Below are 14,627 nucleotides of genomic sequence, written 5' to 3'. Positions count from 1 at the left end.
CTCTCCACGGGTTACTCTTGCTCTTTCTTTGTTTGCAGGGTCTCTTCGGGCAAACGTGCGAACGCTTTGCGCAGCGCGCTCAGCTCGGCCACCCGCGCCGCCACCCGGTGATTGATGCTGTCCGCCGGGTATTGCCCGCTGGCATCCGCTTCTCCCGCGGGCACACCGGTCAGAAGTGCAATGGCCTGATCCACGTTGTCGACGGCATAGATCCGGAACTGCCCGGCCTGCGCTGCCGCCACCACATCCCGGCGCAACATCAGGTGTTTCACGTTGGCCGCCGGAATCAGCACGCCCTGCTCGCCAGTCAATCCGCGCGCGGCGCAGATGTCGAAGAAGCCCTCAATTTTTTCATTGACGGCCCCGATGGCCTGCGCCTGGCCCAACTGGTTGACGGAGCCGGTGATCGCCAGCGACTGAAAAACCGGCGCATTCGCCAGGTTGGACAACAGGACACACAGCTCTGCCATCGACGCGCTGTCCCCCTCGACCAGGCCATAAGACTGCTCGAACACCAGGCTTGCGGAAAGCGCCAGTGGCTGGTTGCGCGCATAGCGCGCGGCCAGCAAAGAAGACAGGATCAGCACGCCCTTGGAATGGATGGCACCCGAGAGCTTCACTTCACGCTCGATGTTGACCATCTCCCCGGCGCCCAGGCGGCTCGTCGCGGTAATCCGGGTTGGCTGGGCAAACGCGAAGTTTCCGAGGTCGATCACGGAAAGGCCGTTGATCTGCCCGGCGACCGCGCCCTGCGTGTCGATCAGAAGCGTGCCGCGCAGAATCGCTTCCTGCAGCTGGTTTCGCAAACGGTCCTGGCGGTGGATCTGGGTGTCGATCGCCTGCTGCACATTGCTCGCTGTCACCGCCTGGAGACTCGCCTCGCGCGCCCAGTAGTCAGACTCCTGCAGCAAATCGGCCACACTTCGCATGTGGGTCGACAGCCGTTGCGCATCGCCGACCAGCCGCGCGCTGTACTCGATCACGCGCGCCACCGCGCTGCGGTCGAACGGCAACAGTTTCTCCTTGGCGGCCAGGGTGGCAATCAGGCGGGCATAGAGCAGGTGGGTGTCGGCGTTGCGCTCAATGCGATCCTCGAAGTCTGCCGCCACCTTGAACAGCTCGCCAAAATCAGGGTCGTATTGCTGCAGCAGGTAATAGAACAGACGGTCGCCGAACAGGATGATCTTGACCTCCAGCGGGATCGGCTCCGGCTCCAGTGAGACGGTGCTCACCAGGCTGTACATCTGGCCCAGCGATTCGATGCGGATCTCGCGCGATTGCAGGGCCCGTTTCAGGGCGTCCCAGGCGAACGGCTGCGTCAAGACCTTGCGCACATCGAGCAGCAGGTAGCCGCCGTTGGCGCGGTGCAGGGCACCGGGCTTGATCAGCGTGAAGTCGGTGACCAGTGCACCCAACTGGGCGATATGCTCGACGCGCCCGATCAGGTTGCTGTAGGTCGGGTTGTCTTCGCTGACGATAGGGGCCCCGGCCTGTTCGCCGCTCGTGACCAGCACATTGACCTGGTAGCGATGAAAGGACTCGCGGGTGACGATCGTCAGGCCGGAGACGGTAGTGGATTCCTCCTGCTTGCGAAAGTCGTCCGCATGCTCGACCATGTCCTGCTGCACGACATCGAGGTAGGTCTGTATCGCGGGCAAGTCGGAAAAGCGGGCCCGCAGCTCGTCCATCGCGTGCTTGACGGTCGACAGGGTGGTTTCCCGGTTGAGCTGCTTGACCCGTTCGCTGCGCTCCTTCCACCACTGCGGTATGTGGCTCATGATCTTTTCCAGGCGCGCCTGCAAATCGGCGATGGCGGTGGCGATCCGCTGCCTTTCTTCTTCCGGCAACTTGGCGTATTCGTCCGGCGGAATCACCTCACGATTGCGGGTCGGTGCAAAAGCGAAGCCGCCGGGGGTGCGCAGCAGGACGATCTGCTGTTTCGCGGCGTCGTCCCCCAGCTCCGCGAAAACCTTCTCCTGCTGCTTGTTGAACTCATCCTCGATAGCGCCTGTCTTGGCGCGGTAGTCATCGCTCTCGAACAGCGCCGGGATGGCGGTACGCAAATAGTCCACCAGCTGCTCCATCTGGTGGCGCAGTTCCGCCCCCCGGCCCGATGGCAACCGGACCGCCTGGGGCTTGTGCGGCTGGGTGAAGTTGTTGAGGTAGCACCAGTCCGCCTGCTCCTGTTCGTTCACCGCCCTTTTTGCGAGAAACTGGCTCACCATGCTGCGCTTGCCCATGCCGGAGGGGCCGAGCACGTAAACGTTGTAACCGTCATGGCGGATCCCGGCGCCGAAACGCACGGCGTCCATGGCGCGCAGCTGGCCAATCAGCTCGGTCAGGCCCTCCAGCTCCGCCGTGGTTTCGAATCCAAATTGTTCAGGGTCGCAAGTGTGGTGAAGCTGCTGCGGTGCCAGCGGAGGTAGCATCAGAAGTGGCTCAGACACGGCCATGCCTGCCTGCTACTTGACATGCCGCTGGTACAAACCGATCAGTTCGGTCTGCGCAAGGACGTGGCCCTGCATGGCCTGTTCCAGCGCCGCCTTGCCTGGAATTCTCAAATCCGGGAGTATGCAATCCAGCACGAAAAGCTTATGGAAATAGCGATGCATGCCAACCGGCGGGCATGGTCCGCCGTAACCGGTGCGCCGCCAGTCGTTCAGACCCTGCAAGGACCCCACCGGAAGATCAGCGGCGGGGATGCCCTCACGCAATTCCCGGAACTGCGGGGGAATGTTGTAAAGAAGCCAATGCACCCAGGTCATTCGTGGCGCTTTCGGGTCCGGCGCATCGGGGTCGTCGACGACCAGCACCAGGCTCTGCGCGTTGGCCGGCACACCGGTCCAAGCCAGCGGCGGCGAGCGATCCTCTCCATCACAGGTATGGCGGGACGGAATCATGCCCTTGTGCTCGAATGAAGCGGAAGTGAGGGTCAGAGACATGGAATGCCTCAGGACACGGGGATGGATTTGACCTCACTGCTGCGGCTCAGCAATTCGCGCCAGCCTTCTGACAGGTTTTCCCATGCGCGACTGATTTCGCGGCCAATGGTTTTACCGGTCTGTTTCAAGGAGTTCAGCATGGTCGAATATCTCAAAAAGGTTGCTAGTGGAGCCCGCCGCCAGAACGCGTCCGGATCAACAATTTCCCGCAGGACAGACTGCAGCGGCAGAACAACTTCACTCTATGACGCCGGGTCAACCGTGGCTTGATATTTCTCAAGCGCCACGCCCATGCAGACGTCAACGACGCATGCACCTGCCAACGCACGGTGGCATGATTTATTCCATCACAGTGTTCTTCTTGCGAATTCTCAAAGTACCCGGCGCCGCGAGTCGTACAGTTTGGCCGTGCCTGAGTGAATGCTTGATTCAAACACTGAGCCACAACGATGAGGTTCCCCTTCACGGGGGAAGTTTCTGGTGTTTTTGACACCAGAAAGGACGAAGGCATCCTCAGACTGACCGGGCGGTCAAGCGCATGGTTAGGGGTCTTCGCCAGCCCGTCAATTCGCAAGGATTGGCGGGTTTCTTTTTTTCTCAGCCCGTTGGATCAAGGGCCATGACCCGATTTGAGAAAGCGCAAGACCGCCTGGTCGGTCTTTTCTAGACTGGGGGTGCCTGCCGGACAAACCCTCAGATGGCACCATGACCCAATCCCGAAAGAAACCGCCCAATCCCACCCGCAAAGCCGCATTGCCGAGTGCCGGCCAAGGCGCACGGCCTCGTCCGCCCGTCGGGCCTGTGCGCCGTCTGCGGCGCGGCGCACCCGATGCGGTCGCGCAGCTGGCCGCCCCGGCCGACGTGACGTTTTCGACCTTGCCCCCCTACAGAATGGGCCCGTATCAGCTCCGCATTGTTCCAGCGACAAGGGAGATGTTCATGGACAAGCGACGCAAGGTCGAGACCGACTGGAACGCCGGCATCGTCCACATTCGCCAGGACGCGAACGAGTCTTTCGCCCTCACCCTCATCGTGCGTCAGCTCATCACGGCGATCCATTACCGAAGCGGACTGAACGACGCATCGGACGAGGAAAGCTACACCCACTCCTGCGCCTCGGGACTGGTGGAGCTGGCGCTCAGCCAAAGGGAGTTTTTTGTCGAACTGCTGACGCTGATCGAAAAACAGGTCAAGCCCGGCGCCGGCTGGCGCAACGCCTACCTGAGAGGTCGCGCCGTGCCCGCGCCAAAGCGCATCGTTTGCGGATCCCGCACTTGCACCATTGGCTTTGTCGCGTCCGACGGCTGCAACAAGGCCCGCGCCTATGGCTTCTACACCATCGGCGAAGGGATCATCGAACTCTCGGACAAGCTCCAAGGCGCCAATCTGGCGCTGGTTGCGCTGCATGAAAAACTGCACTTCCTGCATGAGTGTGCCGGTCTGGAAGACAAGTCGACCGAGGCCATGTTCAAGAATGCGCAGACGAGACTGCTACTCAACAGCCTGAGGGACAACCCGGGCTACTGGCGCTGGTGGTTTTCGCTGCTGTCTCAAGGCCCTGTCTGACAGGCGCGACTGCATAGCGCAGCAAGTCGACCGCACGGCTGGCACGAATGTGGAGCACCGCCGCGAGCGGCGCAGGATCGCTTCAATGATGTCGAAAAACACCTGCGCCGGCTGCGCACCCTCAACGATCTGCCCATTGATGATGAAGGCGGGCACGCCGTCGAACTGGTAGCGCTGCGCCTCCAACAGGTCGGCCGCCAGGCGGTCGCGAACCACGGGACTGCCACGATCCTGTTCAAGCCGTGTCACGTCCGCGCCAAGGTCGCCCGCCAGCTGGCGCAGGTAGAGCTCCCCACCCGCAAGCGCTTGCGGGTTGCCGAAGATGCGGTCGTAGAAGGCCCAGGCACGGGCGGCACTTTGCAGGGACAGCGCCTCGAAGTATTGCGCCGCCGGTTTGGCCATCGGATGAAACTGCAGCGGCAGGTGCTTGACCACAAGCCGCGCCTGCCCTTCATAGCGGGCCAGGACCTCCTCCACCGTTTTCGCACCGGAACCGCAGTAAGGGCACTGGAAATCCGTGTACTCCACGATGGTGATGGCGGCTTCAGGCGAACCCCGGACCAGGCGGCCGGGGTCGATGGCGGGCAGACGAGCAGGCGCGAGCGGTGCAGGAGCCACGCGGGGCAGTGCCGTCGGGCGCTCCGTGCCGATCCGGCTGACACCGGCGCTCTGCTCCACCAGCATCCGCGCGGCAGCCTCATCGTTGCGGCTGGTGGCCCACATCAAGGCGGTCCAGCCGAGGTTGTCGGTGCGGTCTGGCGCTGCGCCGGCCTCCAGCAGCAAACGCATGGCTTCGAGATTGCCGGTCTGAGCTGCTGCTATCAGTGGCGTGATGTCATTTTTGTTGGCGGCGTTCACGTCGGCACCGCGTGCCAGCAGCCGGCGAATGGCCGCCGTGTTTCTGAGCTGGGTGGCCACCAGCAGCGGCGTGCGACCCCAGGCATCGGTCAGCGTAATGCTGGCGCCCTGGTCAAGGAGCAAGTCCACCACGGCGGCCTTGCCCTGCTGCAGCGCAACGATCAAGGGTGTTCGGCCCCAGTTGTCTGGCGCGTTGACATTGGCGCCTGCCATGGCGGCCTGCCGCACGGTCTGCACATCACCGGTCCGGATGGCTGAATGGATGTCCACGGCGGTCGAGGCCGACTGCGCGTGAGGCTGCCCGGCTGAGAGAAGCAGCATGAAAGTCAGCATCACTGCCCCGGCGGACTGCCACACCCGATCGCGCGCCAGGCGAAATACCGCGTAGGCGTCTTGGTTGATCATGCTGTTCTCCTCTTCGATTGCGCCACAGAAAGGCATAACAAGACTCAGAGGGATTCAATTTTGTGACAGCGCTTGCTGCCACGCATTGACACAGCGCAGTCCACCTAGCTCACGCCCACTGCGCCGGTTTCGAAGCGCGGGGCCGGAGTTGCGAAATATCAAGCCAATGGCCCGTGTGACCCGAATACCTGGCTGTGCCGGGACGGAGTACATCCCACCACCGCAGGCCCCTTGTCCATGCTGTCAGCGGGGATCTGCTGACTGCCGGCAGCAACAAGCCGGCGCGGTGCAAAATGGCACCCATGAAACCACCCAAAAGATTGCAGACATTGGTCGAAGAAGGCCTGATCGACACGGTCGTGCGCCAGTTGATGAGCGGCAAGGAAGCCATGGTCTTCGTGGTGCGCTGCGGCGACGAGACACGCTGCGCCAAGGTCTACAAGGAAGCCACGAACCGCAGCTTTCGCCAGGCGGTGGACTACACCGAGAACCGCAAGGTCAAGAACACGCGCCAGGCCCGCGCCATGGCCAAGGGCACGCGCTTTGGCCGCGAGGCGCAGGAGGCGGCCTGGCAGAGCGCCGAGGTCGATGCGCTCTACCGCCTGGCCGACGCCGGCGTGCGTGTGCCCAAGCCGTACAACTTTTTTGAGGGCGTGCTGCTGATGGAGCTGGTGACCGATGAGAACGGCGACGCCGCCCCGCGCCTCAACGACGTGGCGATGACAGCCGAGCAGGCGAGGCAATACCACGGGATGCTGCTGACCGAAGTCGTACGGATGCTATGCGCAGGTGTCGTGCACGGAGATTTGTCCGAATTCAATATCTTGCTGGCACAAGACGGCCCCGTGATCATCGACCTGCCGCAGGCGGTGGACGCGGCCGGCAACAACCACGCGCAGCGCATGCTGCTGCGCGACGTCGCCAACCTGCGGAACTTCTTCGGCCAGTTCGCGCCTGAGTTGCTGGCCACCGACTTTGGCCCCGAAATCTGGGACCTGTATCAACGCGGCGTGCTGCGCCCCGACACCGTGCTCACCGGCCACTTCGAGCACAAGAAAGGCACGGTCGACGTGGGCGGCGTATTGCGCGAGATTGACGACGCCCGCGCCGAGGAGGCCGCGCGCCGCCTGCGCCTGCAGCCGGTCCAGTGACAGGTCGACGGACCCGCCGGGGCCGCAGCCCAGCGCCACAGATGCTATTGTTTTAGTAGCTAACAGCGCTTATTTTACGTCGGCTACAGCCTGTTTTAACCAATATTCATAGCCGCCGTGCCGCTTGAGTCCTGACCTACAATTTGCCCATGAATACCCCCACCCTCACCATCGACGTGGTGTCCGACGTCGTCTGCCCCTGGTGCTACATCGGCAAACGCAAACTCGAAGCGGCCCTGGCCTTGCCCGATGCCGCCGACCTGCCCAATGTGGTGATCCGCTGGCACCCGTTTCAGCTCAACCCGGACATGCCAGCCGAAGGCATGTCGCGCCAGCAGTATCTGGAAGACAAGTTTGGTGGCCCACAGCGCGCCGCCGAGATTTACGAGCGGGTGCTCGCGGCCGGCAACGCGGTCGGGTTGGCGCTGAACATCGACGGCATCACGCTGCAGCCCAATACGCTGGCGGCGCACGCCCTGATTGCGTTTGCCCAGCTGGGTGACTTTGATGCCAGCGACATCAAGGAGCGTTTGCTCAAGGCCTATTTCGTGGAAAACCGCTTCATTGGCAGCGCGAATGTGCTGGCGGAGATCGCCGAAGAAGCGGGGCTGAACGGCGAAGACGCGCGCGCCTTTGTGACCGACCCTGACCAGCTGGCGGCGGTGGCGCAGGCCGACGCCCACATCAGAAGTCTGGGCGTCAGCGGCGTGCCTTTTTTCATCTTCAACCAGAAGTTGACGGTATCAGGGGCGCAAGACCCGGCGGTCTTGCTGGCGGCGATGCAGCAGGCAGCAGCGGGCACAGACTGAGACGACGACGATTCGCCACGCGCTGTCTTGAAGCGGCGCTTATTCGTAGTGCGCCGCATCAAAGCGGCGCGTCTGCAGCCAGTATTGCCAGGTGAAGCCCGGCCACAGCGTGTCAATCTGGCCCGCGGCGTTCTGGTACCAGCTCCTGCAGCCGGAGGACCAGACCGTGCCCTTCATCTTGCGCTGCATGGCGGCATAGCTGTCCTGCTGCACCTGCGGGTGCAAACGCAGCGTCGTCTGCCCGCGCCGACGCAGGTGCCGCAAAGCGGCCACGATGTAATCTACCTGCGCCTCGATCATGAAGATGATGGAGTTGTGGCCGAGTCCGGTATTGGGGCCAACCAGCAGGAACATGTTCGGAAAGCCCGCCACGGTGATGCCCAGCCGCGTGGCGGCCGGCTGGGTGCGCCACAGCGCGCTGAGTTCAGGTGCTTCATCAGCCGCGCTGTGGCTCTCGCCATAAATGCGCATCGGCGTCACCAGTTCGGCGGCCTTGAATCCCGTGCCCCAGATGATCACATCGCAGGGGTGCAGCGTGCCGTCGGCGCTGACCACGCCCTCTGGCCGGATCTCGGTGACCGCTTGCGTGACCAGGCGCACATTGGGCCGCTGCAAGGCCGGAAACCAGGTGTTGGAGATCAGCAGGCGTTTGCAGCCGGGGTTGAAGTCCGGCGTGAGCGCGGCCCTCAGGCCATCGTCCCTGATTTGCCGACGCATATGGTGCTTTGAGAGACGACGCAACATGTTCTGCATCCGGTCCGAGCCCATGAAGCCCATGCCAATCCACTCGTTGAACCAGTAGACACGCCAGCGGCTCAGGCGCTGCACGCCCGGCACATGGCGGTACAGCCAGCGTTTGAACGGGCCATAAGGCGCGTCCTGCCGTGGCAATACCCAGGCCGGGGTGCGCTGAAACACATCCAGATGCGCCGCTGCCGGCGCGATCTCCGGCACGATCTGCACCGCACTGGCGCCGGTGCCGACCACGGCGATGCGCTTGCCCGCCAGCGCCACATCGTGGCGCCACAGGCTGGAGTGAAAGGTCGGGCCGGCAAAACTATCGAGACCAGGCACATCGGGAATCAGGGGCTTGTTCAGGGGCCCGGTGGCCAGCACCACATGGCGCGCCAGCAAGGCCGGCTGGCCGTTGAGGTCAATCTGCCAGCACTGCGCATCGGGCAGCCAGCGCATCTGCTGCACGTCGGCCTTGAGGCGGATCACGGGGCGCAAGCGGTACTTGTCCACCACCCGCAGGATGTAGTCCTGGATTTCCTGTTGCTGGGGGTAAGGCCGCGTCCACTCGGTGTTGGGCTCAAACGAAAAGGAGTACAGGTGCGAAGGCACGTCACAGGCGCAGCCCGGATAGACGTTGTCACGCCAGGTGCCACCCACTTCACTGCTGCGCTCCAGCACGAGCAGCGACTGCACGCCGCTCCGGCGCAACCGGATAGCTGCACACAGGCCGCCAAAGCCGGCCCCCACAATCGCCACGTCAACTTGGTTCATGGCCGCACGGTAGCACAGCCCTTCGCGGCACCAAGTACCCGTGGCGACGGGGATGCGGGCAAAACTCGGGTAAATTCCATGCATGTCTTCGTCTGATTTGCGCCCCACGGCACAAGCCCCCAATTTTTCCCAGCCTGAGTTCCGCACCGCACTGGGCATGTTCGCCACCGGTGTGACCATCGTGACCGCCCGCACCGCCGAGGGCGACCTCATCGGGCTCACCGCCAACTCATTCAACTCCGTGTCCCTGGACCCGCCGCTGGTGCTGTGGAGCCTGTCCAGGGCGGCCGCGTCGCTGCCGGCATTCAGCACCGGCTCGCACTACGCCATCAACATCCTGGCCGCTGACCAGCATGAGCTGGCCCGGCGTTTTGCCGCCAGGGACGTGGACCGTTTCGCTGACGTGGCCTTCGTCGAAGGCGTCGGCGGCGCGCCCCTGCTGGCCGGCGCGGCGGCCACCTTTGAGTGCTTCAACCGCAGCCGCTATGAAGAAGGCGACCACGTGATCTTTGTCGGCGAAGTCGAACGCTGCTCGCACCGCGCCGGCGCTTCACCCTTGTTGTTTCACGGTGGCAAGTTCTACACCGAGCACCCCTTGTAGGGCGACAGCCTGACCGATGAACCCAAGGGCGCGCGCATGATTCCACGCAAAGACCACCTGGACGGCCTCGCCGTCAGCCTGCTGCTGGGCTGCTGCCTGTTCTGGGGCTTTCAGCAGGTGCTGGTGAAAGCGACCATTCCCGAGCTGCCACCCGTTTTTCAGGCGGCCATCCGATTCGCGGGGGCGACGGTGCTGTTGTGGCTCTGGTGCCGGTGGCGCGGCGTGCGCATCTTTCAGCGTGACGGCACGCTCGCGGCCGGGCTGCTGGCCGGCACCCTGTTTGCCCTTGAATTTGCCTGCCTCTACGCGGGTCTGCAGTTTTCTGCCGCCTCGCGCCTGACGGTATTCCTCTACACCTCGCCGTTCTGGGTGGCCGTCTTGCTGCCTCTATTTGTCACTTCCGAGAAGCTGCGCCCCCTGCAGTGGGTGGGACTGGCCATGGCCTTCGCCGCCGTGGTGTTTGCCCTGCGTGAAGGCTTGAGCGCTGCCCACCAGCCGCAACAGTGGCTGGGTGACTTGCTGGCGCTAGCGGCCGGCATGTTCTGGGGCTTGACCACCGTCGTCATTCGCGGCTCGCGCCTGACCCGGGCCACGCCCGAGAAACTGTTGTTCTACCAGGTGGGTGTGAGCACCGTGACGCTGCCATTGCTGTCGCTGCTGCTGGGCGAGCAGTGGGTCTGGACCTTCAGCGCCTTTGCCACCAGCTCCCTGCTGGCGCAAACCGTGGTCGGCGCATTCGCCAGCTACCTCGCCTGGATGTGGATGCTGGGCCGCTACCCGGCCACGAAGATCTCGGCGTTTGTCTTTCTCACACCCGTCTTTGCGCTGCTGTTTGGTGCGCTCTGGCTGAACGAACCGGTGACGGTCAATTTAATAGCTTCCTTATCCATGGTGGCGGGGGGTATCGTGCTGGTGAACCGCAAACCTGCGGGTTGACAGCGGACTGAACGAGGCAACGTATGCAGGCATTGAAGCTGTCGGAACTCATGGGCGCGCTCAGTCACGCGCTGGACATCACGGAAGGCCAGCCCGAGGGGCACTGCGTGCGCTGCTGCTGGATCGGCATGCACATCGGGCAGAAACTCGCCCTGTCAACCGAGCAGTTGTGGGAGCTCTACTACACCCTGCTGCTGAAAGACTTGGGCTGCAGCAGCAACGCGTCGCGCATTTGCCAGTTGTACCTGACCGACGACCTGGCTTTCAAGCGTGATTTCAAGTGGGTGGATGGCAGCCTGCCGCAGGTGCTGCGCTTTGTGCTGCGCAATACCGGGCCGGCCTCGGGTTTGATGGACCGGCTCAAGGCGCTGGGCGGCATCCTGTCCAATGGCGACGAGATCGCCCAGGAGCTGATCCAGACCCGCTGCACGCGTGGCGCCGATATCGCCCGGCAGTTGCGTTTTTCTGAAGGGGTGGCGAATGGCATTCATTCGCTGGACGAGCACTGGAACGGCCAGGGCCGCCCCGAAGCACTGGCCGGTGGCGCCATTCCGCTGTACGCGCGCATTGCGCTGCTGGCGCAGGTGATGGACATCGTCAACAGTTCAGACGGACAGGCAGCGGCCACGACCGAAGTGCTGCATCGGCGCGGCAAATGGTTTGACCCGGACGTGGTGGACGCTTTTGTGGCCGTGGCGGACTCTGCCCCGTTCTGGGACACCCTGAATTCGCCGGACGTGGAGTTGCGCGTGTTTGCGCTGGAGCCCGGCGGCCATGAAGCCTTGCTGGACGAGGACTATCTGGACGACATTGCCGAGGCCTTTGGCCAGGTGGTCGACGCCAAGAGCCCGTACACCGCCGGCCACAGCGCCCGAGTGGGCCTGTACACGGCGCTGCTGGGTGAGTCGCTGGGAATTCCTGAGCCTCGCCGGCGCTGGCTCAAACGGGGCGCGCTCCTGCATGACGTCGGCAAACTGGGGGTGAGCAACGCCATCCTGGACAAGCCGGGCAAACTGGATGAGACCGAGTGGGCCGCCGTCAGACAGCATGCGGTCTACACCGAATCCATCCTGGGGCGCATCCAGATCTTTGATGAGCTGGCTCGGGTGTCAGCCGCGCACCATGAGCGGCTCGATGGTGGCGGCTATCCGCGTGGCCTGAAGGCCGCCGACATCGCGCTGGAAACCCGCATCATCACGACCGCCGATATCTTTGATGCCATCACGGCCGAGCGGCCGTATCGGGGCGCGGTGCCGGTAGAAAAAACGCTGGCCATCATGGCGGACACGGTGGGTACCGCGATTGATGCCGACTGTTTCGCCCACCTCAAGAAGATCATCCACACCAGCCCGGAGTTGTTTCCGGGCATGTAATCCCAGCAACGCGCCGCTCAATTTTGTGGCGATGGGGCGCGCCAGGGGCGGGGTGAAAACCGGAACACCTGGGGATCTGCGGCATCGACGGTCGCCTTGATCCAGCCAGGAAATGGGTAGCCAAAGGTTTCAACCCGGGTGAAGTTGCTGACCAACTCTTTTCCCGTGTCATTGAGCAGCGGCTGGTCAATACGGTGCCAGTGCGTATCCCCATGCACCAGGACCACACGCCCGGCAAAGGCCTGGGTTTCCGCGCGCAACTGCATCAGGAATTCCCGGTAACCCGGCCGGGTCCGGTCCGCACTGAAGGCTTCAAATCCGGGATTGGCCTGGATCACGATCAGGATGCCTGCCAGTCTTTTGACCCGGGCCAGGGCAAAGGCCTGGGCCAGCCAGGCCCGATTGGCTGCGCTGCGTTCGACAAACTCCGGCACCGGACCACCGTTGTGCGTGCTGCCGTGGTAATTGTTCTCGCTGCCGGGCAGGTTCAGGCCGACAAACAGGGCGCCGCCCGCTTCCCAGCGCACGTTTTCGCGGTAGCTGGCAAAGGCCGGGTTGCGGCTCTGGCGCTCCAGTGGCAGCGTGCGCTGGCCGAGCGCGGCGTCCCCCACAAAGAACAGTTCACGCAGCTTGGCCAGACGCTCCAGCGGGTCGTAGCCGCCATTGCTCTTGCGATGGCAATCGGTCCACTCGTTGTCGCCCGGCACATACACCAGCGGTGTTTTTGAAGCCTGGAAAACGCCCAGGATGTCGCGCAGCACCTCATCACTGCACACACTCCCACCGCTCTTGATGTCGCCATCATGGACGACAAAGGCCAGGTCCTCGCTGTCCATCTCACTCATCAACTCGGGCAGGCGCGCTCGCTCCCAGTGGCTGTAAGGCGTGTCCCCAAATAATCCGAAAGAAACGGGCTGTGCACCGGCCGCACCGGCCAATGCGAGCAGCAACGAGAACAAAGAAACGAGCGCTGTTGTTCTTCTTATCGCCATGAAAAGTATCGAGAAGTCCGCCGTCAGGCGTGGGATGGTGGGCTGCGCTTGCGTGAAGCCAGCGCAGCCTGCGCCACCGCGTGCAGGTCCACCCGGGCCTTCAGTCGGATGGCCAGCAAATACAGTCCGCCGAACTTGCGCTGAAGAAGCATGGCGTCTGCAGGCGGCAGTTGCCAGAACGTCTTGTCCAGGCCCAGTGCCATGCCGCCGTCGCGAATGCGGGCCGGCAAGTCAGAGCCACCAAAGTCGTACTCGCCCGCCAGGCAGAACGGCTCGAAGGCCTGCTCCCCCATCTCCAATATGGCCTGTCGGTGTTTCTCCTGCGTGGTGTCATCGAAATAGCCAATCGCGATGGCAGCCGCGCTCATGGCGGCACGGTCACCGGTGATCGCGCCCTTCATGAGACGCCGGAATTCATTGGCCATGGTGGCTTTGTAGGGTCGGGTGGCACCGAAGTCCAGCAGGATCAGCTGCCGTGAATCGGTGTCGTAGCGGTAGTTGGCAAAGTTGGGATCGGTCTGGACCAGCCTGAACTCAAAGACCTCCCGCAACAGCAGGGCAAACAGCAGCGCCACGGCGCGATCACGCTCCGTCTGCGGCGCGTCCACCAGGGATTCAATCGGCACCCCGCCCACGAAGGACATGGCCAGCACGCTGTGCGTTGTCAGATCGGCATGCAGTTGCGGCAGCAGATACACGGGCTCGTCGGCCAGCAACTCGCCGTAACGGCGCAGGTAGTTGCCCTCGCGGACGTAGTCGGCCTCGTCATGCAGCTGGCGCTTGGCATCACGCAGCAGCGGTTTGATGTCCATCTCTTTGGGCAGCAGCCCTGACATGCGAAACAGGGCGGCCACATTGTCCACATCGCTGTCGATGCTCTCGCGCACGCCGGGGTACTGGATCTTGATGGCCATGTCCCGTCCGTCCCGGGTCTGCGCACGATGGACTTGCCCGATGGAGGCGGCGGCCAGCGGGGTGAAGGAAAAGTGTTTGAACTGCTTCTCCCAGCCTTTGCCCCAGTTGGCTTCCAGCACACTCACGACCTGGGACTTGGGCATGGCTTTGGCATCGGAGCGCAAGCGCCCCAGGATGTCGCCAAGCGCGGGCGGCAGCAGATCGCCCGAGTCCATCGAGATCAGCTGGCCCACCTTCATCGCCGCGCCACGCAACTTGGCCAACTGGTCGGCGACCCGGCGCGCATTGGCCGGCGTGAACAGCAGGTCGCTTACCTTGGGGCGATTTCCCTGGGCCAGTTGGCGGGCGCCTTCAGCCACCATGCCACCGGCAATGCCCGTGGCCATCCATCCCAGTCTGACCAGCCGCGACCCGCGCCCGCTGGGCACCGCCAGAGTCGGTGAGCGGGCATCCGTGCTGTTGTCCTTGTTCAAATCGGTTTTCCTTTAGTCGTTCGAACGCGGCATTGTGTTGTCGTCACAGGCCCCGTCGTTGCGCGAATGTTGCCAGACCCGCGGCCCGCGTGCCGGTGGC

General features: G+C 63.4%; 13 protein-coding genes. 6 read left to right on the top strand and 7 right to left on the bottom strand.

The window, feature by feature from the left end:
- Positions 1 to 11 precede the first annotated feature (11 nt).
- Genes Q7T10_RS12720 through Q7T10_RS12710 form a run of 3 tightly spaced genes read right to left on the bottom strand, consistent with a single transcriptional unit; the run spans position 12 to position 3,082 of the window.
- A complete protein-coding gene (locus Q7T10_RS12720; RefSeq protein WP_304748739.1) occupies positions 12 to 2,447 on the bottom strand; it encodes a Lon protease family protein in 2,436 nt (811 codons plus the stop codon).
- A 15-nt stretch (positions 2,448 to 2,462) separates the two neighbouring features.
- Positions 2,463 to 2,942, bottom strand: coding sequence for a YbhB/YbcL family Raf kinase inhibitor-like protein (locus tag Q7T10_RS12715; protein WP_304748737.1), 480 nt, complete (start codon positions 2,940 to 2,942; stop codon positions 2,463 to 2,465).
- An 8-nt stretch (positions 2,943 to 2,950) separates the two neighbouring features.
- A complete protein-coding gene (locus Q7T10_RS12710) occupies positions 2,951 to 3,082 on the bottom strand; it encodes a hypothetical protein (protein WP_304748734.1) in 132 nt (43 codons plus the stop codon).
- 565 nt (positions 3,083 to 3,647) lie between these two features.
- On the opposite strand from Q7T10_RS12710, the gene Q7T10_RS12705 reads away from it, so the two are divergent.
- A complete protein-coding gene (locus Q7T10_RS12705) occupies positions 3,648 to 4,508 on the top strand; it encodes a hypothetical protein (protein WP_304748732.1) in 861 nt (286 codons plus the stop codon).
- On the opposite strand, the gene Q7T10_RS12700 is transcribed toward Q7T10_RS12705, so the two are convergent.
- Positions 4,434 to 5,771 carry an ankyrin repeat domain-containing protein gene (locus Q7T10_RS12700; RefSeq protein WP_304748729.1) on the bottom strand — a complete coding sequence of 446 codons (1,338 nt, stop codon included), beginning with the start codon at positions 5,769 to 5,771 and terminating at the stop codon, positions 4,434 to 4,436. The genes Q7T10_RS12705 and Q7T10_RS12700 overlap by 75 nt on opposite strands.
- A 302-nt stretch (positions 5,772 to 6,073) precedes the next feature.
- On the opposite strand from Q7T10_RS12700, the gene Q7T10_RS12695 reads away from it, so the two are divergent.
- Together Q7T10_RS12695 and Q7T10_RS12690 are read left to right on the top strand one after the other, a co-directional pair.
- Positions 6,074 to 6,922: a PA4780 family RIO1-like protein kinase gene (locus tag Q7T10_RS12695; RefSeq protein WP_304748725.1), complete on the top strand. Its 849-nt coding sequence runs from the start codon at positions 6,074 to 6,076 to the stop codon at positions 6,920 to 6,922.
- A 149-nt stretch (positions 6,923 to 7,071) separates the two neighbouring features.
- On the top strand, positions 7,072 to 7,731 hold the full coding sequence (locus Q7T10_RS12690; protein ID WP_304748722.1) for a DsbA family oxidoreductase: 660 nt from the start codon (positions 7,072 to 7,074) through the stop codon (positions 7,729 to 7,731).
- Between the two features lie 39 nt (positions 7,732 to 7,770).
- Here Q7T10_RS12690 and Q7T10_RS12685 read toward each other — a convergent pair whose 3' ends face one another.
- Positions 7,771 to 9,237 (bottom strand): NAD(P)/FAD-dependent oxidoreductase, encoded by a 1,467-nt coding sequence (locus Q7T10_RS12685; protein ID WP_304748719.1) that lies wholly within the window; start codon positions 9,235 to 9,237, stop codon positions 7,771 to 7,773.
- A gap of 82 nt (positions 9,238 to 9,319) precedes the next feature.
- On the opposite strand from Q7T10_RS12685, the gene Q7T10_RS12680 reads away from it, so the two are divergent.
- The 3 genes from Q7T10_RS12680 to Q7T10_RS12670 are packed head-to-tail and all read left to right on the top strand — an operon-like array spanning position 9,320 to position 12,147.
- Positions 9,320 to 9,838, top strand: a complete 519-nt coding sequence (locus tag Q7T10_RS12680) for a flavin reductase family protein (RefSeq protein ID WP_304748716.1) — start codon at positions 9,320 to 9,322, stop codon at positions 9,836 to 9,838.
- A gap of 36 nt (positions 9,839 to 9,874) precedes the next feature.
- Positions 9,875 to 10,774, top strand: coding sequence for a DMT family transporter (locus Q7T10_RS12675; protein ID WP_304748713.1), 900 nt, complete (start codon positions 9,875 to 9,877; stop codon positions 10,772 to 10,774).
- A 23-nt stretch (positions 10,775 to 10,797) separates the two neighbouring features.
- Entirely contained in the window at positions 10,798 to 12,147 is a 1,350-nt protein-coding gene (locus Q7T10_RS12670) for an HD-GYP domain-containing protein (RefSeq protein ID WP_304748711.1), read from the top strand.
- A 17-nt stretch (positions 12,148 to 12,164) separates the two neighbouring features.
- Here the strand turns inward: Q7T10_RS12670 and Q7T10_RS12665 are convergent, their stop codons facing one another.
- A complete protein-coding gene (locus tag Q7T10_RS12665) occupies positions 12,165 to 13,139 on the bottom strand; it encodes a hypothetical protein (RefSeq protein WP_304748708.1) in 975 nt (324 codons plus the stop codon).
- Positions 13,140 to 13,162: 23 nt separating this feature from the next.
- Positions 13,163 to 14,527 (bottom strand): AarF/ABC1/UbiB kinase family protein, encoded by a 1,365-nt coding sequence (locus Q7T10_RS12660; RefSeq protein WP_304748706.1) that lies wholly within the window; start codon positions 14,525 to 14,527, stop codon positions 13,163 to 13,165.
- Positions 14,528 to 14,627 lie beyond the last annotated feature (100 nt).

It is taken from the genome of Rhodoferax sp. (assembly GCF_030646845.1).
GTDB lineage: Bacteria > Pseudomonadota > Gammaproteobacteria > Burkholderiales > Burkholderiaceae_C > Rhodoferax.
The sequence above is the reverse complement of the archived record's forward strand: the minus strand, read 5'-3'. Positions and strand labels throughout refer to the sequence as shown.